The organism is Marisediminicola antarctica, assembly GCF_009930795.1.
Lineage (GTDB): Bacteria > Actinomycetota > Actinomycetes > Actinomycetales > Microbacteriaceae > Marisediminicola > Marisediminicola antarctica.
In genome coordinates this window covers 2,651,797-2,677,731 of sequence record NZ_CP017146.1, presented here as the reverse complement: position 1 = coordinate 2,677,731, position 25,935 = coordinate 2,651,797, and the positions used below count along the sequence as shown (strand labels likewise).

The window sequence follows — 25,935 nt, the reverse complement described above, 5'->3', positions numbered from 1 at the left end:
GCGGCAATCGTGCCCACCGGCTTCGCGCTGATGCGGCCCGACGACCTGGTGGCGGTGCCTCTGTCGGCGAGCGTGCCCGAGTGGACGCTGGCCGTGGCCGACGAGCCGAGCCCGGCGGCATCCGCGTTCCTCGCGCAGCTGCTCGACGTCGCCGGCCTGCCGCTGGAAATCGACCTGCCGGGCCGACGCCGTCGGCTCCGCGGCGTGTCCCTCTAGAAGACCAGCGCGATCCGCTCGACGATCACCGTCTTCACCGGCTGGGCGTTGAGCGCGTCGCCCAGGTGGCTGGCGGCGTCTGGGGTGGTGCGCCAAGCAGCGTAGGCGTCGTGGTCCGTAGTGGTGGTCCACAGCTCGACGACGACGTGGGATGGGTTGGCGTCGTCGTTGATCACCTCGAGGCCTTCGATGCCGGGCCAGGCGCGGGTCGCGGCGAGAACCTCGTTCAGCACGGTCGGCACGGTGTCGAGCACGGTCGGGTCGAGGCGCAGGTCGAGGTGTGCGAGGGCAGTCATGCGTTCACCGGTTTCGGCTTCACTGCCTCGGCCAGGGTGTCGAGCTCCTCCGCGGTCAGGGTGAGGTCGGCGGCGCGCACCGAGTCGCGGATGCTCTCCGGCCGGCTCGGCCCCGGGATCGGGTTCACCTGCGGGGAGGCGGCGAGGTGCCACGCCAGGTTGGCGACCTGCGGGCTCTCGCCGTGCGCATCCGCCACCTGCTGGAGCGGGGCGAACATGGTGCCGAGGTCGGCGGCGGACTTGGTGCCGCCGAGCGGGCTCCACGACAGGAACGCGACCCCGAGTTCGTTGCAGAGGTCGAGCTCGGGCTGACTGCTGAGGAACGCGGGGGAGTACTGGTTCTGCACGCTGGCGAGCCGGCCACCTAGAAATCTCGTGCGCCTCGCAGATCTGCTGAGGATTGGCGTTGGAGATGCCGGCCATGACTTCTCGCCCGCCAACTTCCGCGAGGGAGCTCGCGTCTTCAAGACTGATGGCACATCGACGGAGTACTGCTCTGCGCTGCAGTTAGCGAATGGCCGGCAAAGAATAATCCCACCAACCAGGCGTTCAAGAAGACCGTTCGGATCATGAAGCGCGTCGAGAACGCGATGGTCGACGCTGGGTATCACCGTAAGGTGCCGTCGTTCTTTTTCGAGTGCCTCGTCTATAACTGCCCGGACGAGTTGTTCACCAGACCGACCTGGACCCCGACTCTGAAGGCCGTCGTCTCAAGCATCTACAGCGCGCTGGAAAGCTCCGAACCTCCGGGCATCGACGAGCGCTGGGTCGAGACGAACGAAGCGAAGTACCTGTTCTTTGGCGCCCAGAAGTGGACGCGGAAGGACGGACGCGAGTTCGCCTTCGCCGCCTGGAATTTCCCCAAGCTGGGGGATGCGTAGATGGGAAGTCCGACCATCGTGGCGCGGGTAGTGACAGTGGTCGTCTCCGGTATCTATTCCATCGTCCTCTTCGGTCTGGGGATCAATCTTCCGAACTGGTGGAGATTCGTCGTTTCATTTCCTCCCAACGGTCATCGTTATCGGTGTCGTAGCCTGGGACCTCTGATTGTGGCGTCTTCCGCTCGTGCAGCGGCTGGTCCGCCGCCCGGATGTCCGCGGTCTATGGCAGTTGAAGCTGACTCCACATCCGCAATCCCACATTCCGATCGGGGCAATCGCGGCCCCATTCCCGGCTTCCTCGAGATACATCAATCATTTTGGTCAGTGAACACCCGCCTCTACACCGAGCAGAGTTCGAGCAAGAGCACCGCGACCACCTGGCTCCCGAGCTACGAAAGCTTGGTCGACAACTTGACGTTCATGTGCGACAACATGCCAAAGGTCTCGGAGTCGCACATAAACGTGCGGAGCAGCGGAGCCTGCAACTTGATGCCGGCATCGCTCACTCCGACTGAGATCGAGGGTAGCTACTTCACGGACCGCTTCACGAAAGGCGACGTGGTGCTTACGTTCGTAGATCGATCGACGGGGTACGCATCGTTCGCGGCTGCGACTACTCACGTGGAGAGTGGCGCGAGCGGATAGATGTGCGGTTCGGGTTTGGGGTCGGACATGCGCTTGACTGAGTGTCGTGACCGATTCCGAGAATATTCCGCAGCCTGAAGGTGCTGGCGTCTACGTCATCACCTACGACGAAGAAGGCAGCGAGAAGCGTCTGCTCCCGTCCGAAGTGACCGACGATGTGGTCGATCGCTCGCGGGACTTCGGTATCAACAAAGGCACATGGACGATCGCCCGAATCAAGCACGGTCCGCTTATCGCGGCAGAGTCGCAGCTAAGCATCGTGAGTATCGGCAGCCTCCGGAGAGCTATCGCGGGAAATTTCTACGGGACGGTGCTGCTGGTCGACCGCAGCGCACCTCCGGTCGACGAGGACTTGCTCGACCTCGACAAGCGCTACGACATCGATGTCAAGGATGACGGCGTCGTGGCGGTTGTCACGCAGCGCTATCCGACCCAACCGGCTCAGACGGCAGGGGAGATCGCAGCCACGCTCTCTCGTGTCGCTTCCGCATACGACTGCCGAATCGCCGACGTGAGCTTCGCTCTTCCGGGCGGCAGCACGCCCGAAGAGATGCTGGCGCACTGGCCGGCGGGCGAAGAGTGGTCGGAGCGCTTCCGTGCCGAGACGATCGAGACTTTAGCGGCAAGCGCGCACGACGTGAAGGTTTTCGTTGCGACGGATGACACGAACACCATGGAGACGCTGATGGATGGAGCGGCCGCCGTCGCCGACTTCTTGAAAGCGACTCAGGGTGGTCCGCTGGATGCGATCGGGGTCCTCAACCTTCTTCGCGGGCAGCACTTCAACGTGCTCCTCGGTGAGAAGGAATCGGAGTATCTCGAGGTAAAGACGCAGATGCACCCAATCTCAGCGCCTGGGGATATCGGGGAGAAGGCGAAAATCGAGCTGGCGCAGGACGTCGCCCGATTCGCGAACGGCCAAGTAGATGCGATCCTCGTCATCGGTTACCGCGAGACGAGCGGAGGCGACAACGCGATCGGCAGCCTCACTCCCGTCGCTGATTCGGTCCTCGACATCCCGCAGATTAATAAGGTGCTGGATGCCCGCATCGTTCCGCCGGTCGACGGGCTCATCATCGAGACGTTTCCCACATCAGCGACGCAGAGCGTGTTAGCGATCTACGTCCCCAAGCAACCGAGCGAGATGCAGCCGTATCTGGTGCACGGCGCGATTGTGGAGGGCAAGGTGAAGGGCGTCTTCTTCAGCATCGTGCGCCGCCGTGGCGAAGGATCGATCACGACCTCAGCGCAGCAGATCCATGCGTACATCGTCGCCGGAAAGCGATATCTGCGCGGCGAAGAATAGCCGTGGGGCGCCCGAACGGGCTTGTTGCACCAGAAACAAAAACCCCGAAGAGGAGCTCAATCGCTCGAACTGTGATTCTGTCGTCGAGATTTTCTCGCCGACGACACTCTAACCCGTACCCCAACGGTGCTCGACGACAGCTCAGCTGCTCCGTCAGCGGCAGGCACAGTCCGTCAATTATGTGAGCGGAATGCCGGTCACCCCAGTTCGCCCACCCAACGGAGCATCAACGGATCCGCTTGAGCAGCTGGGTAAGCTCAGTGCCTTGTTTCAAGCTGGCCTACTGACAAAAGACGAATTCGAGGCACAAAAGGCCAAACTACTGGGGATGTAGGGAGGCTAGCTTGGCAGGGCACTTCGGTAATCTAGGTCGCCTGTTGCGGCGAAGTGATCGAGCACTACCAAGCAGCGGAAGATGTTTCGGCAAACATCGAGGGCGACGGCAGGATCTCAACTACTGACCGTGGAAGCTCGCTAGATTGAATTTTTACTCGCGCCGAGTCCGACCGGCTCGAGCACTCTCACCCCCAACATGGAGTCGCTGCAATTCCGTCACCAGGCAATGTCAGCGAAACGGCGACGAGAGTAAATCGCCTTGCGATCATCGCGGTGGTCTTGGTGTCGTTGTCCCCGGCCGCATTTATGATCAGCGGCATTCTGGCCCTGGCTGTTCTTGCGGGGGTGCAGGACAAGTCGCGCTGCACCAGATCCAAGCGAGGCACGAACGAGGTAGCGGCCTTGACTATGCGGCCCTAATCGTTTCTTACCTGATGGCCTTCTACCGTGTTCTCTCCAGCATCCTTTTTGCTCTCGCATTCATGCACCAGTCCTAAGGAGTACAGACCGTCAGGGGTGTGGTTCTGACCTCCGCCGGCTAGCGAGAGGAGGATACCGAGGCTGAGGGCCCCCGCAGATGAGGATCAGCGGGATGTACGGTGCCCGAATGACTCGGCGCACGAGGGCAACAAGGGTGTGATGGGGTTCGGGTCACATCGGCCGATCGCGTGCCGGAGGCCCGTATGACCACGCGTTCGCAGAGTGGGGCGAGGCCTTTTCAAGACGCAGTGTGTCAAGATCGACGGCCCGCGCAACGCCGCAGAGACCGAACTTGCCACCCTCACTTGGGCGAACTGGTTCAAGGCGAACCGGCTGCCCTCATCGATCAGATACCCCACGCCCACGGAGAGGGAGAACAAGTACTACTGTGAGAAAAACTCCCAGCGTCAGCTTGCGCTGGGAGAACTCGCTCTCGACTAAACCGGGGGCGGTTCACCGGCCAACCTCATACGACAATGTCGACACCACGATCTGCTCAGGAAGCCATCACATGACCAGCAACATCGTCAGGAGCAAAACGCCTGTGTGGGCGAAGGTCCTCCTCTTCACATTCCTCATCCTTGTCGTTGGGGGCATCGCGGCCGGTGGCGGCGTGGCGCTGGGCATGTTCTTCGGCGCAACTCAGGAACGCGAAGTCCAAGTGATCCGATCCATTGAACTCGAGGAGCAGGTGGTGCTGGTGAGGTCAGGTGTCACCGGACTCAAGCCGGAAAGTGAGGTCAGCGACATCAAGGGCTTCGTCATTCCGTGGAGTGACCGTTCGTTGCTGCTTCGGTACGAGTTCGACACCATGGTGGGTATCGAGGGCAGCGGGGTCTCCATAGTCCCGACTGGGGAGACGTCCTTCCTGGTGACGATCCCGGATTTCATTCTCATCGGAACCGACGACCCCAGATTTTCGGTCGTCAACGAGAAGAACGGTGTCCTCAGTTTTGCGACACCCGAGATAGACGAGCTCCAGCTGGCGCAGGAGCTTCTCACCGACGACGTCCTAGACGGGCACATCGAAGGCCTGCGTCCTGTGCTGGAGGAACAAGCCCGCACCTTCTACACGAATATCGTCTCGGCAATCGATCCGGGTGTCACCCTCGAGTTTAAGTTCGCGCAATGACCTCGGCAAAAGAGAAGGAGAACCCAAAGATGGCGACGCAGTCCGAAGACAGCGCGGTCAAAGCGTCCGAAATCGACGATCAACCTTTTCTTAAGGCGAACGCCCAAGCGAAGCGCAGTTATGGCCGGTTCAACCTCGCGATCGTCGGCGGGACGGGCGTCGGGAAGTCCTCCCTCGTCAACGCCGTATTCGGGCGTGACCTGGCGAAAGTAGGCAAAGGACTGCCTGTGACGCGGGGCGTGCACTACTTCAACGATGACTCGCTCGGGATTTGGGATCTTGAAGGCTTCGAAATCGGTTCACGCGAATCCCCGGCCGAGATCCTCCGAAGGCACCTGAAGACGATCTCGAATAGACCGGCCATCGAACAGGTGTCGGTCGTCTGGTACTGCGTGCTGTCTCAGCTCCCGCGGCTTACGTCCCCCGACATCGAAATGATCAGGGAAATGGATGCCGCCGGCATGCCGGTCATCCTCGTTCTGACGAAGGTCGACTGGACTAAGAACCCGGTGACAGGCAAGCGTACTGCGCCGCAGGACGTCGAAGAGTTCCGCGACTGGCTCGAAGACCCGGTCGATGAGCAGGGTGTGCCGCTCGACATTCCCATCCAGCGGGTCATCCTGACTTCAGCGCGCGGAAAACACGGAAAGGGCAAGGGGCACGGCCTCGGTGAGCTTGTCACGGAGACCCTCACACTTTCACCGGAAAACGAGAAGGATGCGTTTCGCATTGCTCAGCGCCTCAACCTCCCCTGGAAGCGTGAAATGGCACGTCCGATCATTGCGACCGCCGCATCAGCCGCAGCCGCAGCCGCCGCGATCCCCTTTCCTGTCGCGGATGCCGCGATTCTGGCGCCGATCCAACTGACAATGATGGGCCGTATTGCGGCCATCTATGACCTCGAACTCAAGACCATGCTCTCCGCGGGCGCCCTCGCGCAGCTGGGAGTCCAGATCACCGGGCAGGCGCTGGCGCGGAGTTTCTTCAAGCTAATCCCCGGTGCCGGAAGCGTAGTCGGCGCAGGCGTTGCTTTTGCGCTCACCGCCGCCACGGGCGAGGGGTGGCTGCGGCTCAGCGAACAAGTGCACACTGGCAAGCTCGACTTGGACAAGATCGGCGAATCGTGGGGCCAATACGCTCCGACTTTCCTCGATGTCATCCGCAAGATGACCGAACAGCGCATCGCGAAGTCATGACCGGAGTCTCCGAAGCAGGCTAGGAGGGGGCCGCGCTCGACTCTCGCAGAGCCGCTCCCGTGAGAGCCAAAACGTCGCGATGGAAATCGCCCCGGGTACCGGCGAGCGTTAGACGTGGGGTGAGCTGCTCATCCGTTCACGACTGCTTGACGCAATGCGTCGTCTGAATGTCGACCTACCGGTTTTGTTACTTGACCAAGCTGTCGCTGAGATCGCCGCGCCCACCTCGTTCGCCGCGATCGCCGAGAACCGGTTGAGCGACGCCTGGGCGGGCTGCTTCAGATACTCGGGGGAGCCGTCGACGTACCAGGTGCCGTCGCCGGAGGTCTACCCGGATTTCCCTCGGGCCGTCTCGCCGGCTCCACCACCGGTCGGTGCCCCCGGCCGCAATGGGTCATGACTGCACTGGGACCGCTGGTGACTCGTTGGAAACGAACGCGGTTTGGAAAAGAGGAAAATCCAGAGGGGCAGGGAGGAAAACGCGATTGACCCCCGAAAATCTAGCCCGGGATTCCGGGGCAGTTCGAGTTCTTGGGACAGCCCACCAAAGGACTGTACTAAGAACTATTGAAAGTACTCCCGTAAAACAGAACGCTCCCGAGGAAACTCGGGAGCGTTTTGTGTTTTCGGCGGCGGCCCGCGGTCGGGCGCCGGTGGCGGGTCCGATTTTCGCGGCTTTGGGTCGTTAAATGACGGTGGCGCCCGTTTCGGGGCGCGGCGAATTGTTCGGTGTGCGGTGGGTTTGCCCTTCCGGGCGGTGTCGGGGTTGCCGGAGTATCGGTTTAGGTCCGCAGGGGGCTGATGAGTTTGCCGAGGCGTTGCAGTTCGAGGGCGGACTCGCGGGCGAGGGTCTTTGTGTAGGGGTTGTCCCAGATGCGGTCGCGGCGGCGCATGATCGGGTTCGTCGGTGCGGTGGTGCCGTGTTCCTCGTCCCAGAGGAACGAGGCGATCTTTCTCAGGTTGTAGTTGACGAGCAGGATGGTGATGAACAGTTGGGCGGCGGCGAAGCCGCGCACGCGGCGGCGTCCGGAGAGTTCCATCTGTTCGGTGCCGGGGTCTTTGAAGCCCTCGTGGAGGGACTCGATCGACTGGCGGGCGTGGGTGTGGAAGTTGTCCCATTCCTTGCTCTGGTAGGGGAGCGCCTGCTTTTGGCGGATGGTGTCTTGCTCGGTGAAGGTCACGGCGTGCTGTGTGCAGATGTTGTCGAGGAACTCTGGCACATCCTCCGGATCCACCCCGGGCCGAGGTTTGTCGGCGGCCTTTGTGGAGATTTCCCGGACGGGGCAGGTGACGGTGGGGCTGTTGCCCAGCGCCGGACACATTTTTGGGGTGCGGCCCTTCGCGTCGGGTTTCTCCTTGTTGCGCAGCACGAACTGGGTGCGTTCCTGGATGCGTTGGCGATCAGATAGATACGGAATCCCCAGTTGTAGCGGGCATGCGAGGGGCAATAGCCGTAGCCGGCGTCCCCGGCTAGGTCATATCGTTTCGTGGTCTTTCTGGACATTCCGGCTGGCACTGGTGTGGAGTCGACCCGCGGGAGATGCTCGTGCCGGGACGGGGTGTCCTTCGCCAGAAGATCACAGCGAAGATCAGGCGGCCCGGGCGCGAACCCGTTTGTTGCATCCGGATTGGCAAGGAAGCGCTGGGAACAGGCCCCGCGACCAGGCGCAGCAACTCGGCGTTCACCAGCCGACGCTTGCGACCGCGGACATGGGTTCTAGACAGCCCGACCCCCGGCAAGACCCGATCATCGAGGAAGACGTAAAAAGTGGTCAGGAGGCTGTTGTGGTCATCGCTCACACCAAGGGTGTGAGGCCCTCCGCCAAGGATCAAGAGCGCCCACGCGACTGTGCCACCCAAACGGAATCACTCGCCTAGTACCGGGGTGCCGGATGCCGCGGACAAGTAAGCACCGTGGTGCGATGTCGCAGCGTCCGGAGATTCCTAGATTCAGGTTGATGAGTTTGCGATAGGCGAAACTCCAGACCTGAAATCGAGGCGATCAGACATGATCGAGGTAAGTAATCTCACCAAGAGGTTTGCCGACGTGACGGCCGTGAACGACATTTCGTTCACGGTTCAGCCCGGCAAGGTGACCGGATTCCTTGGCCCCAACGGCGCGGGAAAGACCACAACAATGCGGGCCATCGCCGGACTTGACCGTCCGAGTGCTGGCACGGCGACGGTCAACGGTAAGCGGCTCGCAGATCACCGCGCGCCGCTGCACGAGATCGGCCTGTTGTTGAACGCGGGTCACGTGCACCCGGGCCGCAGCGCGAAGAACCACCTGCTCGCGCTTGCCGCGACCCACGGGATCGGACGCACGAGGGTGCGCGAGGTCATCGAGCTGACCGGACTGGAATCGGTGGCCAACAAGCGTGCTGGCACCTTCTCGCTCGGCATGGGCCAGCGGCTCGGTATCGCTGGGGCACTTCTCGGCGACCCCGCCACCCTCGTCATGGACGAACCGATCAATGGCCTCGATCCAGACGGCGTTCTCTGGGTTCGCCAGTTGCTGCGCGAACTGGCGGCCGGCGGCCGCACCGTGTTTCTCTCCTCGCACCTGATGAGCGAGATGGCGATGAGCGCCGACCACCTGATCGTGATCGGTCGCGGCCAGCTCATCGCTGACTCGCCGATCGCCGAGGTGCTGGCGGGCGAGGACAAGAGCCGGGTGCTCGTTCGCACTAATGACGCTGCTCGCCTGACAGCGGCCCTTGCCGCGCCCTCGGTCACCGTGACGACGGTCGCCCACGATGAGCTTGAGATCATCGGCATCGACGCGGGCACCATCGCGCGCGTCGCGGCAGACGCCGGCGTGCTGCTCCACGAGCTCTCCACCCACACGGCGTCGCTCGAGGACGCCTACATGTCACTCACCCGGTCATCGGTGGAATTCACCTCAGGGGCTGCGGTTCGATGAACGCGACGCCCACCCCATCTTCTTCTCTCACAGAATCGGAACCGAGAATCATGTCAGCCTCTACCATTTCCCCCGCTCTCGGGGTCGCCTCGGTGCCACCCGCACGCGGGCAGCTCAGCTTCGCCCGAGTTCTGAGGTCGGAGTGGATCAAATTCACCACGATCCGGTCCACTCTCTGGGGGGTCGCGCTCGCGCTCGTCGGCGGGGCCGGTCTCGCCGGCCTCATGGCGTACGCCTTCCTGGTCGGTCCATCCCTCGACTCGACACTCACCGCCGCCGAGATGTTCAGCGAGATCGGCGACCGCCCCGCGCTCGCGGTCATCGGCTTCGACATCAAGCTCACCTACGCGCTCGTCGCCATCCTCGGCGTTCTCCTGATCAGCACCGAGCGCGCGTCGGGACTGTGGAACACGACGCTCGTCGCGGTTCCCTCGCGCACTCCCGCGCTCACCGCGAAGCTGCTGCTGAGCGGCGTCGCGGGAACGGTGCTGGGGTTCGTCGCGGCCGTCGCGACGGTGCTGATCACAGCGCCGACGTTCGCACACTACGGGCTCGAGCAATCCCTTCTCGATCCGATTCTCGCGCAGGTCGTTGTCGGTGCGGCAGTGTTCACTGGCCTGATCGGTGTGATGTCTACCGCGGTGGCGTCGGTGGTCCGCAGCACCGCGGCGGGCGCTGGCATCGTGCTCGGGCTATTCCTCGTCGTTCCCAGCATCCTCGGCCTCGTTCCCGGCGAGTTCGCTTCGCGGCTGGCCCAGTTGTTGCCCAGCGCCGCTGGTATGATGCTGCTTCAGCCGGTGGATGCCGTCGGCTGGTGGACGCTTGCGACGGGCCTCCTGGTCTTTCTCGGTTGGGTAGTCGCGTCGGTCGCGCTTGCCATAGTGCTGCTGAAGAGAAAAGACGTGTAGTGACACGATCGCGATCTGCCCGGCAGGGCGAGGCGACCACCTCACCTGCCGGGGCAGTGCCCATCTCCGCCGACGACTTCCCGGCGAGAATCGGCTTCCCGCAGTCACACCCCTGGCTTGTGGACATCACGATCGCCGTCGTATATGCAACTCAACTGATGTTCGCGAGAGCCTACAGTCTGGTCACAGGGGTGCCGGGGGAGACGATCTGGCTTCTCCTGCTCGTGCCGGTCTCTGCGGCGTGTCTGGTCTTCCGGCGGCATCGTCCCGTCACCGTGCTCATCGCAGTCGCGGTCATCGGGTCAGTGCTTAGCCCGCCTCTCGGCGACACCAACGACCTCGTTGCCGTACCCATCGCGCTGTACGCCGTGACGGTGTACGGCACTCCCCGCGTGGCATGGTTCGGTTTGCTCGGGTTCGCGTTCATCGAATTGTTCGGTATTCAACTGTGGTCGTCGATGCCCGGGGCCGATGGGGCGAGCTATCGCGATGCGATCGCCCTGATCGAAATCAGCGCCGCTCTTCCCATGCTCTGCGTGTCCGCCATATTGACCGGCATGCTGGTGCGCGGGCGACACGAGCAGCTCCGCATCCTCGTCGATCGTGCCCGGCAAGTGGCTCGGGAGCGTGACAGCCAAGCGCAGATCGCGACGCTTGCCGAACGCTCGCGAATCGCGCGCGAGATGCACGACATCGTGGCCCACAGCCTCTCGGTCATCGTCGCGCTCGCCGACGGGGCGACCGCGACAGCGCAGAGCGACCCCGCGGCGACGAAAAGTGCGCTCGATCGGCTCTCTGATACGGGGCGAACCGCGATGAACGACATGCGTCGACTGCTCGGCGTGCTGTCAGACGATGAGCCGCTCGCCCCCAAGCTGCATCCCACTCCCGGGTACACCGATCTCGATTCACTTGTCGAGAGCTTTCGCGCGGTGGGCATGCCCGTTCGCCTGTCGACGACGGGCATGCCCACCGACAGCCCTGCCGTTCAGCTGACCGTCTACCGCATCGCGCAGGAGTCGCTCACGAACGTGCTGCGCTATGCCGTCGCCCCCACGAGAGTCGAAGTCGCACTGGTATTCATCGACTCCGAGACAATTCTCACCGTGACCAACGATGGCCAGCGGTCCGCGCTGAGGCACGGATCATCCGGCGCCGGGCGCGGCATCATCGGCATGATCGAACGGGCTGCGGTGCACGACGGCATCGTCGAGACGGGGCCATGGTCGGGCGGTGGATGGCGCGTGCGCGCTTCCCTTCCGAGAGAGCCACAGGAGGCGCGATGACCACCGAGACGAGTGATTCGACTGGGTCCGACATTCGGGTGCTGCTCGTCGACGACCAGCCCCTTATCCGACTCGGGTTCACGATGGTGCTCGGCAGTGTCGACGGCATCAGCGTGGTCGGTGAGGCCGACGATGGCGCTGCGGGTGTGGCGCTCACTGAGTCGCTCCGGCCCGATGTCGTAATCATGGACGTGCGGATGCCGGGAGTCGACGGCATCGAGGCCACCTCGCTCATCGCTTCGCGGTTTCCGCTGACGCGCGTCATCATTCTGACCACCTTCGATCTGGACGAGTACGCGTTCGCCGGGCTCCGTGCCGGAGCGAGCGGCTTCCTCCTGAAGAATGCGCGACCAGCCGAGCTCATTCAGGCGATCCGATCGGTGGCGGCGGGCGACGCGATCGTTGCCCCGAGGATCACGCGGCGGATGCTGGATCTCTTCGGCAGCCAGTTGCCGGATGACGCCGCCGCGCCGCGCGCTCCGGCCGCCGATCGGAACTCTCTGCTGGCAGCGCTCACCGAACGCGAGTTCGAGGTGTTCGGTGCAGTTGCGAAGGGCAGGACGAACGCCGAGATCTCAGCGGAGATGTTTCTCTCGGAGTCGACAGTGAAGACCCACGTCGGTCACATCCTGATGAAGCTCGCGCTGCGAGACAGGATCCACGCCGTCGTTCTCGGGTACGAAACGGGCGTCGTCGCGTCCGGTCGGGACTAGGGCGTCTCTCCTGGTGCTTTGAGCCAGATTGTGATGGCCATGAGGACGGCGCCGCCGCGGTAGGTGATGGCGAGTTTGTCGTAGCGGGTGGCGATGCCGCGCCATTGTTTCTGGTCGCAGAAGCTGCGTTCGATGACGTTGCGGCCCCGGTAGTCGTCGGCGTCGAACGAGGGTGGCCGGCCACCGGCGGAGCCGCGGCGTTTGCGGTGCCCGATCTGGTCGGAGGGCTGCGGGATGACGGCGATGATTCCGCTATCTCTCGAGCGCTATGCAAAATAGCGGAACCGCCTCCCGTCACGATGCTGTCCGACACTTACGGGATCGCGGCTGGCGCTGACACCGAAACGTCAGTCGAGGAGTTGGCTTCGGAGAGAGCGCCTGGTGCTATGGCGAACAGCAGGCCGTGGGTCAGCGCCTCAGAGATTGCGTTGACTACGACTCGGTCGTCTCCTTGATGACCGGTGAGGTGCCACTCTGGCGCAGAAATCTCATACCGGGGTAGGGGGTTGCAACGGTACCAGGGGGTGATGCCTCGGGGCCTCCCCCGAACGTAGCCTTCACTCGCCGGTCACGACCGTGGCGGAGTGATCAAGGAGACCATTATGTTCGAGGCACTCAACGATGCCATCCTGTCGGCGGCGGGTTCGGCGTGGATCTACCTCCTCATCGTCGGGATCGTGTTCTTCGACGCCTTCTTTCCCCCGTTCCCGAGCGAGACCGTCGTGGTTGCGGCGGCCGCTCTCGGTGTCGCTACGGGGCAACCCAATGTGTGGTTCGTCATTCTGCTCGCGGCCAGCGGAGCCATCGGCGGAGACAATCTCACGTTCTGGTTCGGACGTAAACTCGGACTCACCCGGTTCGGTTGGATGCGCGGGGCCCGCTCCGTGAGAGCGTTCGACTGGGCTCGCCGCGGCCTGGACAAACGGGCCGGCGTGCTCATCATCACGGGCCGATACATCCCGGTCGGTCGTATCGCCGTGAACCTCACCGCGGGAGCGACGGGGTTCTCTTACCGCCGCTTCGTTCCGCTGTCGATCATTGCCGGGGTTTCCTGGTCGCTGTATTCGGTGGGGGTCGGTGTGCTGGCCGGGGCGTGGTTTCGCGAGACACCGCTTCTCGGAGCCGCCGTCGCCGTGGTCCTCGCGGTTGTGGTCGGTCTGCTGATCGATCGCATCACCTCGGCACGCGCCACCGAGACCGCGACCACCACGCCGCTGTCGGTCACGTGTCGCTGAGTGGTGGAGTTTCTCAACACCGTGCAGGTCAGCGGTCCTAGTTGAGGCGGCGGCGAGTTCGGGGAGTATCACCGCCTCGTCAGAGACCTCGGTTGGGTCGTTCATGACGGTCAGCTCAAGCATTGAGGCTTCGGGCAAGTAGCGGCGTTCGCCGGCTTCCCACTCGTCGTGCTGCTCGATTCGACCGCCTGCTACTTCCCAACTTCGGGGGTGGCGAGCGCCCGTGTCCTCACTCCATGTTCAGTGAAACAACACCCAGAACGGTCTGGCTTGCGGCTGAAGAACCACGCGCGCTGGGCATACACTTCTGCCGCCCGTGACGACTCCAGCAGCCAAGACATGCGCTCGACCGCGAACCTGCTCCTCTGCACCCGCTTCCGCTTGAACGCCCCCTGGTATCCGACGCTTCCTGGGCGACGAAGAACAATGCTTTTGGGGCTCTCCTGACACCTCCGCGGGTTAGTTCCGGCCCGGGAGTACCGGTCATATTGGCCGCCGGGGCTGAGCATGGCGAGAGCGATGAGGGCGTCGACCCATCGGCACGACCGTCCAATCCGGTCGAGGTATTCAGAAGGCACCTCGGGTGAACTTCGGGCTCTGGTGACCCGCTTCGGCATGCGCTCGTCGCTGGGCAGGACGGGCGGGTGCCGGGATTGTCAGGGGTATCAGAAGCAATTGGCGCTCGGGATATAATCGGTCAACATACCACCGTTGGCATATCCGCCGGCGGTTACCTTTCTGGCGAAAGATCAATGATGACCGAACGCCCATGGCTTGCCCACTACCCGACCGGTGTTGCGCATGAGGTGGGTGAAATCCCATTCGCCCATCTTCCCGGTTTGATCGCCAAGGCCGCGAGCACCTACGCCGACACGATTGCGTTCACACAGTGCATGCCGAACGGCATGAACGGATCGCTCACCTATAAGCAGGTCGACGCGCTTTCTGACGACTTCGCGGCGTACCTCCGTGAGGTGGTTGGCCTCGAGCAAGGGGACCGGGTTGCGGTGCAAATGCCAAACTGCCTGAGCTACCCGATCGTCGCGTTCGGCGTGCTGAAGGCCGGCTGCGTGCTCGTCAACACAAACCCGCTATACACCGCCCCGGAGATGATTCACCAGTTCTCGGATTCGGGAGCCCGCGTGCTCGTCGTCATCGATATGTTCGCCGGCCGGGTTCCTGAGGTGAAGGCCGCGACCTCGATTGAGACCGTCGTCACCGTGCGCATTGCCGAGTTCTTCCCCCCGGTGATCGCCGGAGTCATCCGCGGGGTGCAACGCTTCTGGAACCGTTCGCTTCCACACATCACTGTCGAGCACACCGGACTGCAGGCTGCCCTCGCCGCCGGTCGTGGCCGCAAGAACGACAGCTCCCCGCAGCGCTACCTCGACGGCATCGGGCCCGAGACCCTCGCGGCACTCCAATACACGGGCGGCACCACCGGCGTCTCGAAGGGCGCCATGCTCTCGCACGGCAATCTTGTCGCCAACACGCTGCAAATGATTTCGATGTGCGGCACCTTCATGCGTCCAGGGGCCGAGATCGTGCTGACGGCTCTGCCGCTCTACCACATCTTCGCGTTCACGGTGAATCTGCTCGGCTTCTTCCACCTTGGTGCGCGGAACATCCTCGTGCCATCGCCGCGCCCACCGAGCAACCTCAAGCGCGCCTTCGAGAATTACCGCATCACCTGGCTGACCGGCGTCAATACCCTCTTCAACGCCCTGATGAACGAGCGCTGGTTCGTTGACAGCCCGCCACGGCATTTGCGTGCCTCGGCAGCCGGCGGCATGGCGCTGCACCAGCCAGTAGCCGTCCGCTGGCGTGAAATGACCGGCACACCGATCGTCGAGGGCTACGGGCTCACCGAGTCCTCACCCGTGCTCACCTTCAACCCGCTCGGGGGCACCGGCAAGGACGGCACGATTGGCATTCCGGTACCGTCGACCGACCTACGGTGCGTCGACGAGGATGGCACACCGGTCGCCGTCGGTGAGGCCGGTGAGGTCGTCGCGCGCGGGCCGCAGATCATGCTCGGCTACTGGCAACGGCCCGACGAGTCGGCCGCGACGCTCAAGGACGGCTGGCTGCACACAGGCGACATTGCTCAGATGGATGCCGATGGCTACTTCACGATCGTCGACCGCAAGAAGGACATGATCCTTGTGAGCGGCTTCAACGTATACCCCAACGAGGTCGAGGAGCGTATCGCGGCGATGCCGAACGTGCTGGAAGTTGGCGTGGTCGGCGTTCCCGACGACATGGGCGGCGAGGCTGTGCGTGCCTATGTGGTCGCCCCCCAAACGCCCCCGACCGAGGGCGAGGTGATCGCGCACTGCCGAGAAGCACTCGCGGCGTACAAGGCGCCGAAGTCGGTGCGTTTCGTCGATGAACTCCCGAAGAGTCCGATCGGCAAGATCCTACGCCGTGAGTTGCGCGCGACCGCCGTTACGTCAACGACAGCCAGCATCGCGACGCAGGGAAGGGAGCTCTCATGATCGGCGCCTCACTCATCCTGTTGACTCAGAGGTCGACCACGGTCAATGAACAAGACGTCGTCACCCCGTTCGAGCAGAACCTGCTCGTCGGGCTGGTGTTCGTGATCATGTTCGGGCTCGGGGCCGGGCTCACACCACGCGACTTCCGGTTGGCCGTTCGTCGACCGTACGGGCTGATCATCGGCTGGGTCACCCAGTTCGGCATCATGCCGCTCTTGGCGTACGTTCTCGTCGCCACGGTGCTGTTCCAACTGCCTAGAGAGTACGCCGCTCCGGTCGCGTTGGGGGCTCTACTCATGGGCTGTGTTCCGGCAGGTACGACGTCGAACATTTTCACATACTTCTCGAAGGGTAATCTCGCGCTGAGCGTCATGATGACGACAAACTCAACTCTGTGGGCCATCCTCATGACGCCACTCTTGCTCACGTTCTTCGGCTCCCTGCTCTTCGAGGCGGGCTCTCCGTTGCAGATCCCGATCACGAACATCGTTGTGACGCTCGCGATCTTGCTCGTGCCGGTCGTGCTCGGTATGCTTCTCCGCCGTTACAGCGCGAACGTCGGGGCTGTCATGGAGTTGATGGGCGGCTTCTTCGGACTGTTCTTCATTGTGTTCCTCATGGCCACCTGGGTGCCTCGCAACTGGGGGCTGCTGACCTCGACCCCATGGCAGACCTACGTTGTGGCAATCGGTCTCGGGCTCTTTGGGATTGTGATCGCCTATGTGATCTCTCGGGCCATTCGGCTGCATCCAATGAACGCGCGCACGATTGCGCTCGAAGCGGGAATCCAGAACGGCCCTCTCGCGATCGCGATCGTGCTCCTGACCTTCGCGGGTAACCCCGATATCGGGCTAATCCTGATCGTGCCGGCGCTCTACTCGCTCTTCATCGTGATTGTCGCGACCTTCGTGACGTTCGTGTTCCGTCGCGCAAACGTTGCGCAGGAGCAGAAGATTCCGAGCCTGCTCTAGGGCGCCACGCCCCTGATCTGGCGGGGACGCAAACGGGGGTCCGGCTTGCGTTCAGCAGGGAAACCGGATGGGCGTCTCGGAGTGAAGCGCCTCAGGTTTGATGCCGCATCCTTGTGAGTTGGAAGGATGTACACCATGCCTGAGAAGATCGATCCTGCCGTCCGCGATTGGGCCGCCAGATCGGTGTCGGGCCCGAGTCCGTGCGCCGGTGGGTGCTGCAAGCCGATATCGATGACGGGACCCGTGGCGGGGTGACCTCCGTAGAGCATGCCGAGATCAAGCGGCTGAAGGCGGAGAACACGCGTCTGCGTGAGGATGTTGCGATCCTGCGGGCGGCGACGAGTTTCTTCGTGGGGGAACTCGACCCCCGCAACCGTTGATGATGGGTTTCATCGATACGCGCGCACCTACCGTGCCTGGGGCGAGGTGCTGTAGCGGCCCGCACGGTCACCGACGCGCAGGTTGCCGACGCAGCCCGCGAGGCTTCGTGGACCACCGTCGAAGCCGGGCGCCAGGTCCGCAAGCTCACGCCGGAAGGCCTTTAAGGTCGTCGGAAGATGACGGTGATGATCCGCCGCACCACGATCCCCGGCGCGTCGCGCGGAGCGATCCGGAGACCTGCTGAATCGTGACTTCACCGCGCCGCGCCCGGATCACACCTGAGTGATGGACTTCACCTACTGCCGAACCTGGGTCGGATGGATCCGAAGCCTCAAGCGCTACGTCATCCGCGAGGTCTATCAGCTGATCAAGGTCAACCCGACGACACCCGCATAGGAGCGGCAGAGAACCTGGGGCGGTTCAGCCCATTTGGAATCAGCGAAGAGCCAGCCTGTGGTGTGCGGTGGAGGATCGTCCGCGATTCTCCGCTGCGCAGGCCGCTAATCGCATACCCTGTGGATGTTCCCGACCAAAGGATTCGCCGTGTCTCTCCCCAATGAGCAGTCCCCTCAGCAGCGCATTCCCGCTCCGGATGAGTCGACCATCCCAGTGCTCGAGGTCGACCAGACCATCGCGCCGCGTCCGGAGGAAGAGATCGCCGACGTCCTGCGGACGAAACCAGACGTTGAGGATCACAGCCAGCATCCCGAGTGATGATCGACTAAGACTGAGACGACTCGCTCGACCGTCTTCGACTACAACAGCGGTTCAATCGGTGTGACCCTGCCGCCCGCACCCGCCACTCGCCGGGGTGTGATCAGTCCCAGCTGAGGCGCTCAGTGCCCAGTGGGGGAAAATCGGCAGGCGCCTCGAGGAAAACAAGGTAAAAGGCGACGTTCGTCAACGTCGTTCCGGGCCAGCCCACGCCCTTGGAACAGCCCACAGTGTCATGTCTCGAGACATCGTTTGTAGATGTCTCACCCTTACGATTTCAGTGAGATGCCCGAAGACGGAGCAAGTGATCGTCAGTGGCCCGAATCCATAGGACAGCTGGCCCTCGCTCCGGCCTATTCGGGTTTCCGGATGGCCACGTTTTCGTCAAGCCGCACCCACTTGTCATCCAGCAGTGTTTCCGGGATGTCGACTCGAACTTCGGCGATATCGCTCAGTCCGACCGTGAAGGGCGGTCGGGAGCAGGTCTGACCCCATGAGTCGTCGTCCTCGTAAGCCAAGGCGCAGTAGTGGTCCTTCGTGGACGCCTTCATGAGGTAAACATCGACCCCTGACCACGTGCCAATCAGCCGCGAGCTGTCGACATCGGCGACGATCGCATTCGCGCCTTTTTCCGCTTGAAGTGGATCGACCATGCTTGGAGGGAGACTGTCGCTGGGTGTCGCGGGTTCATCCAGAGCAGATGGTGTCAGAAAGGCGGGCGCGCAGCCGGTGAGGCCGACCAAGAGCATCGAAGCAAGTGCGAGTATGGTTCCAGCGCGGCTCGACATGACAAATCCCCTACTTTCGATCTGGCTGTGATTATAGTGCGACAGCGTTGTTGGCTGGCAGAACTACTCGAAATTGGGGCATTTCGGGTCTTGGTCGGCGCAGGGCCGATGGCTGCCCTCTCTCCGTAGACATGCGGCGACATCTCACTGGAATCGCAAGGGTGAGATGTCTCGCTACATGGTTCGATGTCGGGGTTTTGAAATAGTCGTTCCTTCCTTTTCGCGACAGGTCCACCGGATCAGAGAGCTCGGCCTCGCACCCCGGATCCATTCCTCAGGACAACCCGACGATCTCGCCGTTGTGGTCGATGTCGATGCGTTCGGCGGCCGGCGCGGATGAGAGACCCGGCATGGTGCGCATGTCGCCGCAGATGGGATAGATGAACCCGGCGCCGATCGACGCACGGACCTCACGGACCGGCAGTCGCCACCCGGTGGGTGCTCCCTTGATGCTGGGGTCGGCCGACAGGGACAGGTGGGTCTTGGCGATGCACACCGGCAGACTGCCGAAGCCTGCCCGCTCGTACTTGTCGAGTTGCCGAGCGGCTAGAGGCGAGATGTCCACGCCGTCGGCGCCGTACATCTCGCGCGCGATGACATCGATTTTGTCGGGTAGGGGAAGTTCGTCGGGATAGAGCCGGTGGTAGCCCGACGGTTCAGAGCACGCCTCCGCAACCGCCTCGGCCAGCTCGACCGCACCCTTCCCGCCTTCGGTGAAGTGGTAGCTGATCGCCACGCGCACACCCTCCTCTGCCGCGACGTGCATGATCGCCCGATGCTCACTGGCATAGTCGGTGGGAAATGCGTTCACCGCAATGACCGGCGTCACTCCGTGCCGTCGGATGTTGGCGATCTGCTGGCGCAGGTTCGCTGCCCCGGCGATCACGTCGTCGGGATTCTCGGTGAGCATCTCCGGTGGCAGCGGCCGGCCGGCGACGACCCGGTACTTGTTCGAGTGAGTTTTGAGGTCACGCACAGTCGCGACGATGACGGCAGCATCCGGCGTCAGCCCGGAGGCACGGCACTTGATGTTGAAGAACTTTTCCGCGCCGATGTCGGCGCCGAACCCCGCCTCGGTGATGAGGTAGTCGCCAGCATGGATGCCGATCAGGTCGGCGACGACCGAGGAGTTACCGGTGGCGATGTTCCCGAACGGACCGGAGTGGACGAGGACTGGCGTCTGCTCTGCGGTCTGCATCAGGTTCGGCTTGATGGCGTCCTTGAGTATCACCGTCATGGCGCCGGCCGCCTTGAGCATCTCGGCCGTCACGGGTTCGCCGCCGCGGTCGTAACCGACGACGATTCGTCCCATCCGTTCACGGAGATCCCGCAAAGACGTGCACAGCGACAACAACGCCATCACCTCGCTGGCTGCGGAAATGTCGAAACCGGTCTGAAGCGGATTGCCGTCGTCAGGGCCGCCGAGCCCGGTGATGATGTTGCGCAGTTCGCGGTCGTTGACGTCGAGGACACGCCGCCAGGTGATCTCCTGGAGGTCGAGCCCGAGATGGTTTCCCTTGTGGATGTGGTTGCCGATCATCGCCGACAGTAGATTGTGGGCCGCGGTAACGGCGTGCATGTCGCCGGTCAGGTGCAGGTTGAGTGCCTCCATCGGGATCACCTGAGCGTAGCCGCCACCAGCGGCTCCACCCTTGATGCCGAACACCGGCCCCATTGACGGCTGCCGTATGGCGACGACCCCGAGCTTGTCGATGTGCCGGAAACCCTGACCGAGCCCGATCGCGGTGGTTGTCTTGCCCGACCCGAGTGGAGTCGGCGTGATTGCGCTGACGACGACATACTTGGCCCGCGGACGGTCACGGAGTTCATCGATCGCGTCGAGGGAGATCTTCGACGCCGCACTTCCGTAGGGTTCCAGCAGGTGTGGACCGATGCCCATGTCGGCTGCAACCTCTTCGAGCGGACGACGGGTCGCAGCGCGCGAAATAGCGAGATCCGACGGCATGGCCGCGCTGCGTGATCGAGATGGTTTAGAAATGGTTTCTCCTCAGGACTTCTCGTGCCGGGCGATCCAAGCGTACGGTCAGGCGGCGCGTCCAGGACGAGTATGGCTCACGAACACAGGAGCGTCTGGCGTCAGGCCCGTACTTGGCGTCGGCTCAGAGATTGAGAACCTTACGAGCGGCCCTTGTCCTGTCCGAGTCCATCGACGACCACGCCATTATGGAAATGCATCGCGCACTCCTCGAGCACAGCAATCCAGACATCGTCGGTCACCGGCGGGACCAGCAGGTCTGGATCGGTGGCGGGAGCCTTGGGCCGCACACCGCACAGTTTGTCCCACCCCATTTCTTTGACGTGGGCGGCGGCATCGGGGCTGGAACCGTACGGGGTGAGATCGGACGCCCGTGCCCGTAGCCTAAAGGTGTGACTGATGGCATCAACGACCGACGAGGTGTTCTACGACGACGGGTGAGCCAATCTCTCATCGAGCTGGCCGGTGGGGCGATCCGGGGGATCGACACTCCCACCCAGGTCATTTCCTTTGTCGGCGGCGACGATCAGTTGCCCCAGAGGCACGCCCGATTGGTCATCGACCTGTGTCTGCGTGCCGGAGAAGCGATGCTTGCGACCGGCGCTTCAGCGGCCGACGTGGTGGCCACCGTGCTGAGAATCAGCGATGCCTACGGGATCAGCGCCATGCACGTGGACATCACCTTCACGTCGATCACTGTCTCGATCCATCGCGGGATGAACGAAGACCCGATGTCGGTGATGCGCATTGTGAGGGTACGCACCACCGACTACACGCGGCTGCAGGATGTGTACCTGCTCATCGATGAGATTGCCGGCCAAGACAGCCCGGTCGATGTGGACGACGCGCGAGAGCGGCTCACCTCGATTCTGACGAGCCCGCACCCCTACCGTCGCTGGGTCGTGACTGCAGGCAAGGCCATTTTGGCCAGTGGCGTGGTGGTGATGTTCAATGTGAGCTTCGTGCTCGTGCTCGTTGCCGCCGCCTCCGCGATCATCTCTGACGTCATCACCCGCCGGCTGGGAAAGTGGTCGGTTCCCGGTTTCTTCGCCCAGATGGCCGCCGCTGTAGCGACGACGAGCATCGCGGTATTCATCTTCTGGTTGCGCTCGGTGGGCATCGAACTACCCGGTTCGAACCAACCGACCGTCATCGTTATCGCGGGAATCATCATGCTGCTCTCGGGTATCGGCCTCACCGCATCCGCCCGCGACGCGATTGACGGGTACTACGTCACAGCGACAGCACGAGGCATGGAGGTTCTCATGCTCACCCTCGGTCTCGCGGTGGGAATTTCGCTCGTGTTGGGCGCTGCGCTACGGATGGGGGTTCCGGTAACGGTTGCGACCTCCCTGGGTGACGGAATCAGTCTGGTTCCCGGGGTGGTGGGATCCACGCTCATCGGAGTCGGATTCGCGCTCACGTCCTACATGCGACTCCGTTTGGTGCCGCTCACGGCGACCGCGGCCGGTCTCGTTTTCGCCGTGTACTCGGTGGTTCTGCCTCTGGCCCCACAGCCGGGGCTGGCGCCGGGTATCGCCGGAGCAGCTGCGGGCGTGATCGGTTACTTCACCTACCGCTGGCTCAAGGTGCCCGAAGGTGCGATGACCATGGCGGGCATAATCGCTCTGATCCCTGGGCTCGCTGTGTACCGCGCGCTCTACGGATTCATGGATTCCGAATACGCGGTGACGGAGGCGCTTCCGGCCATGGTGGTCGCCTTGGCTACCGGTATCGGGCTCGCGGCGGGAACAACGATCGGAGGCTTTGCGGCCCGCCGAACCTTCGGCCTCGACCATCAGGCCATGCTCGCCGCTCGACGAACGCGGGGGGCACGCTAGAGCTTCGCCTTCGCCTCGCCTTCGCCTGACGCCGGCGTCCCGGGCGAGCCCAACATGCGTGAGGTTTCGGCATAGCGGGCAGTGACACGCGCGGTTCCTCGGCGGTACTCTCACTGCGAGGGAGAAAGCGGGAAGGAATGGCAGAGACGCCGAAGAACCGCAAGCGGCTGCCGCAGGAGTTCCCTGCGATCGATCCAGAAGCCGATCTCGAACCCGACGCGCCCAGACCCGGACCCTCCGGTGAAAAAGCCGAGCGTTTACGCAAGGCTCCCCGTGCCACCGATCCGACGGTAGCGCGCGAAACGGATGCTCCGGCCTTCGCCCTGCCCGACATGCCGAGGACGGTGTCGCTCGTGACGGATTCCGTGATCACACGGCCGCTTGCCGAGCGCATGGCCTCTGCCCGCCACGACCCGATCGGCGTCGTGATAGAGCTCCGCACCGACGCAGGCCTGCCGACGGAAGAGGTCGTCGCCGCGCTCCTCGATTTGGTCCACGACGTCGTCGGCGAGACCGATCCGGCCGAGGAGAGCGCGTGGCAGGTGGGGAACTACGTCGTTGCCGAGATGACCGCCGCCCAGATCCTCGAACTGGTGAACAGGGACTCGCGCAAGGGCGGGCGCGTGGTTGCTGGACGGCAGGAGCAGAAGACCGCACCGCGAAGCCTGATCAACCGCATCTGGCCGAACTTCGAGGTGACCGCGACCATTCACCGGTCGATCATCACCACCAAGTCGGACGCTGCCGTCAGGTCGTTCAACGCGACCGGCGAGGGTATCGTCTGGGCCGTACTCGACACGGGCGTGGATCGCGAGCACCGCCACTTCCTCAGCGGCGACCACGACACCCTCGGGCTGCCGCAGACACTGGGCCACCGCAGCTTCGTCGCGGGCACGACACATGACGACGCCCTGCGGGACGCGAACGGGCACGGCACGCACGTCGCGGGGATCCTCGCGGGATGGCAGGACGATCCGCGCCGGAAGGTGTACGCCGCCACCTGGTATCGCACCGGAGACGGCGACACGGGCGTCGAGCGGGTCACTCTCGACCGCATCAGCGGCATGGCTCCGCGGGCGAAGATCCTCTCGTGCAAGGTGCTGCGCGACGACCGCACCGGCGACCTTGCGTCGCTGCTCGGGGCGCTCGAGTACATTCAGGAGCTCAACCGCGGCGGTCGGGAACTCAACGTCCATGGCGTCAACTTGTCGCTGGGCTATCCGTTCGATCCCTCCTGGTTCGCCGCGGGCCAGTCGCCCGTGTGCCGGGAAGTTGACCGGCTGGTGGCGAACGGCGTGTGCGTCGTCGTGTCGGCGGGCAACACCGGATATGGTGCGGCGCGCGACACGGCCGGTCGGGAGATGCGCCTGAGCTTCGGAATGACGATCAACGATCCGGGCAACGCGTCGCGGGCGATCACCGTGGGATCCACGTCGCTCAAGCCGCACTCCACAGGGGTGTCGTACTTCTCGTCGAAGGGACCGACCGGGGACGGCCGGCTCAAGCCCGACCTGGTCGCTCCCGGCGAGCGCGTCGTGAGCGCCGGCGCCGGGCAGCTGCTCGAGAGAGCCCGTGCGACCGTCAAGCTCGAACCGGGCCAGCGGGCCTCCCAGATCACGTACGTCGAGGACTCCGGCACATCCATGTCGGCACCGCACGTCTCCGGAGTCGCGGCCGCCTTTCTCTCGATCCATCGGGAGTTCATCGGCAAACCGGACGAGGTCAAGCGGATCTTGATGGAGTCAGCGAGCGACCTGGGCAGGGAGCGCTCATTCCAGGGCGCCGGACTCGTCGATGCCATGCGGGCCATACAGAGCGTCTGAAAATTGAGTATCGCCAGCACGGCTGCGCGGCCGGAGGAAAGGAAGGGCCATGAAGCTGCCATATGCGGAGGTTGAATTCGACAAGGAGGGCGCGATTGTCACGCCGGAGCAGGTCGAGGAGGCCCGAAAGTTGATCGGGGACGAGCGTGCCACCGACGTGCTCGTGATTTCGCACGGCTGGAACAACACGCACGGCGATGCGCGGGCACTCTACGACCGGCTCATCGGCTCGATCGTCGCCATCCGTTCCGGCGTCGAGGGCGCAACCAAACGCCGGTTCGTGGTTGTTGGCGTGCTGTGGCCATCGATCCAGTGGGCGGCGCCAGACAACGACGGGGCGGGAGCCAGCGTGGGCGGCTCGGCCGCGAACCTCGAAGCCGAGTTGGCGCGGCAGGTGCCCGAGCCGGAGCTCCGCGCGAAGCTCCTCGCGCTCGTCCCGGAGCTCGAGACATCCTCCGCGGCGCGACGGGATTTCGTCACCCTCCTGCGCAGCGAGCTGCCGGACGGCGCCACTGATGACGACGACCCCGATTCCGCACCCCAGGCGCTCCGCGACGCGGATCCCGAGTCGGTGCTGCAGGCGGCTGCCGGAGCCGACAACGACGACGCAGCACCAGCTGCGGTCGGCGGCGCCGCCTCGATCGATCCCGCCGGATTTCCCGCCCCCGACGAGACGGGGGGCGGCGCTGGCTTCAGCTTTGGCGACATCCTCGAGGGTGCCCGCAACGTGCTCAACGCGACGACCTACTTCACGATGAAGGATCGAGCAGGGGTCGTCGGCGAGCGGGGTATCGCGAAGCTGCTTGAGAAGCTCCAACACAAGAATGGGCACGTCCGGTTGCACCTCGTCGGACACTCGTTCGGGGGCCGCGCCATTACCGCCGCCGCACTCGCTACGTCCGCGCCTGTGTCGTCGATGAGTCTGCTCCAGGCCGCCTACAGCCACTACGGAATGGCGCAAGGCTGGGATGGCGCCGAGAAGAACGGCGTGTTTTGGAAGGTCCCCAAGAAGATCGACGGTCCGGTCATCATCACCTTTACGAAAAACGACAAGGCCGTGGGACTCGCCTATCCCGTCGCATCCCGGATCGCCAGGCAGATTGGGGCGGGTCTTGGCGACGCCGACGACAGGTACGGAGGCATCGGTCGCAATGGCGCTCTCAAAACGCCAGCAGCCCTTGCCACGGTGCCCCTTCAGTCAGTCGGGGGGCACTACGCCTTCCAGCGGGGAAAGGTGTCGTCGCTCAACTCGGATGCGTTCGTGAAGAGTCACGGAGACGTGACCGGCAAGGAGGTGGCATACGCCGTCCTCTCCGCGGTGATGGCCGCCAGCTGAGGTTCCGCCGGCTCCGAGCTCGCGCGAGACGGAT

Annotated in this window: 23 protein-coding genes and 4 pseudogenes; 19 read left to right on the top strand and 8 right to left on the bottom strand. The window is 63.6% G+C overall.

All coding sequences use genetic code 11. The features are described from left to right. Window positions 1–9: 9 nt before the first annotated feature. Window positions 10–216 (top strand): hypothetical protein, encoded by a 207-nt coding sequence (locus tag BHD05_RS12485; RefSeq protein WP_161886720.1) that lies wholly within the window; start codon window positions 10–12, stop codon window positions 214–216. Here the strand turns inward: BHD05_RS12485 and BHD05_RS12480 are convergent. Together BHD05_RS12480 and BHD05_RS12475 are read right to left on the bottom strand one after the other, a co-directional pair. Further along, window positions 213–512 carry a putative quinol monooxygenase gene (locus tag BHD05_RS12480; RefSeq protein WP_161886719.1) on the bottom strand — a complete coding sequence of 100 codons (300 nt, stop codon included), beginning with the start codon at window positions 510–512 and terminating at the stop codon, window positions 213–215. The two genes, BHD05_RS12485 and BHD05_RS12480, sit on opposite strands and share 4 nt — an antisense overlap. Further along, the gene (locus BHD05_RS12475; RefSeq protein ID WP_335920148.1) at window positions 509–859 is read right to left on the bottom strand and encodes an aldo/keto reductase; all 351 of its coding nucleotides are present in this window, start codon (window positions 857–859) and stop codon (window positions 509–511) included. Before BHD05_RS12475 ends, BHD05_RS12480 begins: the two co-directional genes overlap by 4 nt. Before the next feature lie 222 nt (window positions 860–1,081). On the opposite strand from BHD05_RS12475, the gene BHD05_RS12470 reads away from it, so the two are divergent. The 6 genes from BHD05_RS12470 to BHD05_RS12445 all read left to right on the top strand — a co-directional run bounded on the left by BHD05_RS12470 (window position 1,082) and on the right by BHD05_RS12445 (window position 6,488). After that, window positions 1,082–1,393: a nucleotidyltransferase-like protein gene (locus BHD05_RS12470; RefSeq protein ID WP_161886718.1), complete on the top strand. Its 312-nt coding sequence runs from the start codon at window positions 1,082–1,084 to the stop codon at window positions 1,391–1,393. Window positions 1,394–1,717: 324 nt separating this feature from the next. Next, entirely contained in the window at window positions 1,718–2,038 is a 321-nt protein-coding gene (locus BHD05_RS16180) for a hypothetical protein (RefSeq protein WP_236966534.1), read from the top strand. Window positions 2,039–2,084: 46 nt separating this feature from the next. After that, window positions 2,085–3,344, top strand: coding sequence for a hypothetical protein (locus BHD05_RS12460; RefSeq protein ID WP_161886716.1), 1,260 nt, complete (start codon window positions 2,085–2,087; stop codon window positions 3,342–3,344). A 190-nt stretch (window positions 3,345–3,534) separates the two neighbouring features. After that, complete coding sequence (locus tag BHD05_RS16175) at window positions 3,535–3,678, top strand: SHOCT domain-containing protein (protein WP_161886715.1); 144 nt, start codon at window positions 3,535–3,537, stop codon at window positions 3,676–3,678. Between the two features lie 993 nt (window positions 3,679–4,671). After that, window positions 4,672–5,292, top strand: a complete 621-nt coding sequence (locus BHD05_RS12450) for a hypothetical protein (RefSeq protein ID WP_161886714.1) — start codon at window positions 4,672–4,674, stop codon at window positions 5,290–5,292. Further along, window positions 5,289–6,488 (top strand): GTPase, encoded by a 1,200-nt coding sequence (locus BHD05_RS12445; protein WP_236966533.1) that lies wholly within the window; start codon window positions 5,289–5,291, stop codon window positions 6,486–6,488. Before BHD05_RS12450 ends, BHD05_RS12445 begins: the two co-directional genes overlap by 4 nt. Window positions 6,489–7,270: 782 nt before the next feature. On the opposite strand, the gene BHD05_RS12440 is transcribed toward BHD05_RS12445, so the two are convergent. Together BHD05_RS12440 and BHD05_RS16170 are read right to left on the bottom strand one after the other, a co-directional pair. Further along, on the bottom strand, window positions 7,271–7,858 hold the full coding sequence (locus tag BHD05_RS12440) for a hypothetical protein (protein ID WP_161886713.1): 588 nt from the start codon (window positions 7,856–7,858) through the stop codon (window positions 7,271–7,273). Between the two features lie 26 nt (window positions 7,859–7,884). Then, window positions 7,885–8,288 (bottom strand): annotated as a pseudogene (locus BHD05_RS16170) (IS982 family transposase); the annotation flags it as partial. A 208-nt stretch (window positions 8,289–8,496) separates the two neighbouring features. Between BHD05_RS16170 and BHD05_RS12435 the strand changes: the two are divergent. From BHD05_RS12435 to BHD05_RS12420, 4 genes are read left to right on the top strand one after another with little or no spacing between them, the layout of a single operon-like run. Continuing rightward, window positions 8,497–9,411, top strand: a complete 915-nt coding sequence (locus BHD05_RS12435) for an ABC transporter ATP-binding protein (RefSeq protein WP_161886712.1) — start codon at window positions 8,497–8,499, stop codon at window positions 9,409–9,411. Window positions 9,412–9,461: 50 nt separating this feature from the next. After that, a complete protein-coding gene (locus BHD05_RS12430; protein ID WP_161886711.1) occupies window positions 9,462–10,319 on the top strand; it encodes an ABC transporter permease subunit in 858 nt (285 codons plus the stop codon). After that, window positions 10,319–11,605, top strand: a complete 1,287-nt coding sequence (locus tag BHD05_RS12425) for a sensor histidine kinase (RefSeq protein WP_161886710.1) — start codon at window positions 10,319–10,321, stop codon at window positions 11,603–11,605. Before BHD05_RS12430 ends, BHD05_RS12425 begins: the two co-directional genes overlap by 1 nt. Continuing rightward, window positions 11,602–12,318, top strand: coding sequence for a response regulator transcription factor (locus BHD05_RS12420; protein ID WP_161886709.1), 717 nt, complete (start codon window positions 11,602–11,604; stop codon window positions 12,316–12,318). The genes BHD05_RS12425 and BHD05_RS12420 overlap by 4 nt, the downstream gene beginning before the upstream one ends. Here the strand turns inward: BHD05_RS12420 and BHD05_RS12415 are convergent. Continuing rightward, window positions 12,315–12,569 (bottom strand): annotated as a pseudogene (locus BHD05_RS12415) (IS5/IS1182 family transposase); the annotation flags it as partial. The gene BHD05_RS12420 and the pseudogene BHD05_RS12415 sit on opposite strands and share 4 nt — an antisense overlap. Window positions 12,570–12,920: 351 nt before the next feature. On the opposite strand from BHD05_RS12415, the gene BHD05_RS12410 reads away from it, so the two are divergent. Continuing rightward, window positions 12,921–13,553, top strand: coding sequence for a DedA family protein (locus BHD05_RS12410; protein ID WP_161886708.1), 633 nt, complete (start codon window positions 12,921–12,923; stop codon window positions 13,551–13,553). A 45-nt stretch (window positions 13,554–13,598) separates the two neighbouring features. Here BHD05_RS12410 and BHD05_RS16165 read toward each other — a convergent pair. Next, window positions 13,599–13,733, bottom strand: a pseudogene (locus tag BHD05_RS16165) (IS256 family transposase); the annotation flags it as partial. 572 nt (window positions 13,734–14,305) lie between these two features. Between BHD05_RS16165 and BHD05_RS12405 the strand changes: the two are divergent. The 4 genes and pseudogenes from BHD05_RS12405 to BHD05_RS12390 all read left to right on the top strand — a co-directional run bounded on the left by BHD05_RS12405 (window position 14,306) and on the right by BHD05_RS12390 (window position 18,117). Next, window positions 14,306–16,051: an AMP-binding protein gene (locus BHD05_RS12405; RefSeq protein WP_202614216.1), complete on the top strand. Its 1,746-nt coding sequence runs from the start codon at window positions 14,306–14,308 to the stop codon at window positions 16,049–16,051. Next, window positions 16,048–17,022: a bile acid:sodium symporter family protein gene (locus BHD05_RS12400; protein ID WP_161886707.1), complete on the top strand. Its 975-nt coding sequence runs from the start codon at window positions 16,048–16,050 to the stop codon at window positions 17,020–17,022. Before BHD05_RS12405 ends, BHD05_RS12400 begins: the two co-directional genes overlap by 4 nt. A 167-nt stretch (window positions 17,023–17,189) precedes the next feature. Next, window positions 17,190–17,682, top strand: a pseudogene (locus BHD05_RS12395) (IS3-like element ISPfr13 family transposase); the annotation flags it as partial. Window positions 17,683–17,946: 264 nt separating this feature from the next. Beyond that, entirely contained in the window at window positions 17,947–18,117 is a 171-nt protein-coding gene (locus BHD05_RS12390) for a hypothetical protein (protein ID WP_161886706.1), read from the top strand. A gap of 353 nt (window positions 18,118–18,470) precedes the next feature. On the opposite strand, the gene BHD05_RS12385 is transcribed toward BHD05_RS12390, so the two are convergent. Continuing rightward, a complete protein-coding gene (locus BHD05_RS12385; RefSeq protein WP_161886705.1) occupies window positions 18,471–18,905 on the bottom strand; it encodes a hypothetical protein in 435 nt (144 codons plus the stop codon). A gap of 274 nt (window positions 18,906–19,179) precedes the next feature. Further along, a complete protein-coding gene (locus BHD05_RS12380; protein WP_161886704.1) occupies window positions 19,180–20,871 on the bottom strand; it encodes a formate--tetrahydrofolate ligase in 1,692 nt (563 codons plus the stop codon). A gap of 422 nt (window positions 20,872–21,293) precedes the next feature. On the opposite strand from BHD05_RS12380, the gene BHD05_RS12375 reads away from it, so the two are divergent. From BHD05_RS12375 to BHD05_RS12365, 3 genes are all read left to right on the top strand, one after another. Then, window positions 21,294–22,742 (top strand): threonine/serine exporter family protein, encoded by a 1,449-nt coding sequence (locus BHD05_RS12375; RefSeq protein ID WP_236966532.1) that lies wholly within the window; start codon window positions 21,294–21,296, stop codon window positions 22,740–22,742. Window positions 22,743–22,879: 137 nt separating this feature from the next. Beyond that, the gene (locus BHD05_RS12370) at window positions 22,880–24,565 is read left to right on the top strand and encodes a S8 family peptidase (RefSeq protein WP_161886703.1); all 1,686 of its coding nucleotides are present in this window, start codon (window positions 22,880–22,882) and stop codon (window positions 24,563–24,565) included. 49 nt (window positions 24,566–24,614) lie between these two features. Next, complete coding sequence (locus BHD05_RS12365) at window positions 24,615–25,901, top strand: alpha/beta fold hydrolase (protein ID WP_161886702.1); 1,287 nt, start codon at window positions 24,615–24,617, stop codon at window positions 25,899–25,901. Window positions 25,902–25,935 lie beyond the last annotated feature (34 nt).

Coding starts and splice junctions, on each gene's coding strand:
- BHD05_RS12480 (WP_161886719.1), bottom strand. CDS start 512: ATGACTGCCCTCGCACACCTCGACCTGCGCCTCGACCCGACCGTGCTC.
- BHD05_RS12470 (WP_161886718.1), top strand. CDS start 1,082: ATGAAGCGCGTCGAGAACGCGATGGTCGACGCTGGGTATCACCGTAAG.
- BHD05_RS16175 (WP_161886715.1), top strand. CDS start 3,535: ATGCCGGTCACCCCAGTTCGCCCACCCAACGGAGCATCAACGGATCCG.
- BHD05_RS12450 (WP_161886714.1), top strand. CDS start 4,672: ATGACCAGCAACATCGTCAGGAGCAAAACGCCTGTGTGGGCGAAGGTC.
- BHD05_RS12445 (WP_236966533.1), top strand. CDS start 5,289: ATGACCTCGGCAAAAGAGAAGGAGAACCCAAAGATGGCGACGCAGTCC.
- BHD05_RS12435 (WP_161886712.1), top strand. CDS start 8,497: ATGATCGAGGTAAGTAATCTCACCAAGAGGTTTGCCGACGTGACGGCC.
- BHD05_RS12430 (WP_161886711.1), top strand. CDS start 9,462: ATGTCAGCCTCTACCATTTCCCCCGCTCTCGGGGTCGCCTCGGTGCCA.
- BHD05_RS12420 (WP_161886709.1), top strand. CDS start 11,602: ATGACCACCGAGACGAGTGATTCGACTGGGTCCGACATTCGGGTGCTG.
- BHD05_RS12410 (WP_161886708.1), top strand. CDS start 12,921: ATGTTCGAGGCACTCAACGATGCCATCCTGTCGGCGGCGGGTTCGGCG.
- BHD05_RS12405 (WP_202614216.1), top strand. CDS start 14,306: ATGATGACCGAACGCCCATGGCTTGCCCACTACCCGACCGGTGTTGCG.
- BHD05_RS12400 (WP_161886707.1), top strand. CDS start 16,048: ATGATCGGCGCCTCACTCATCCTGTTGACTCAGAGGTCGACCACGGTC.
- BHD05_RS12385 (WP_161886705.1), bottom strand. CDS start 18,905: ATGTCGAGCCGCGCTGGAACCATACTCGCACTTGCTTCGATGCTCTTG.
- BHD05_RS12380 (WP_161886704.1), bottom strand. CDS start 20,871: ATGCCGTCGGATCTCGCTATTTCGCGCGCTGCGACCCGTCGTCCGCTC.
- BHD05_RS12370 (WP_161886703.1), top strand. CDS start 22,880: ATGGCAGAGACGCCGAAGAACCGCAAGCGGCTGCCGCAGGAGTTCCCT.
- BHD05_RS12365 (WP_161886702.1), top strand. CDS start 24,615: ATGAAGCTGCCATATGCGGAGGTTGAATTCGACAAGGAGGGCGCGATT.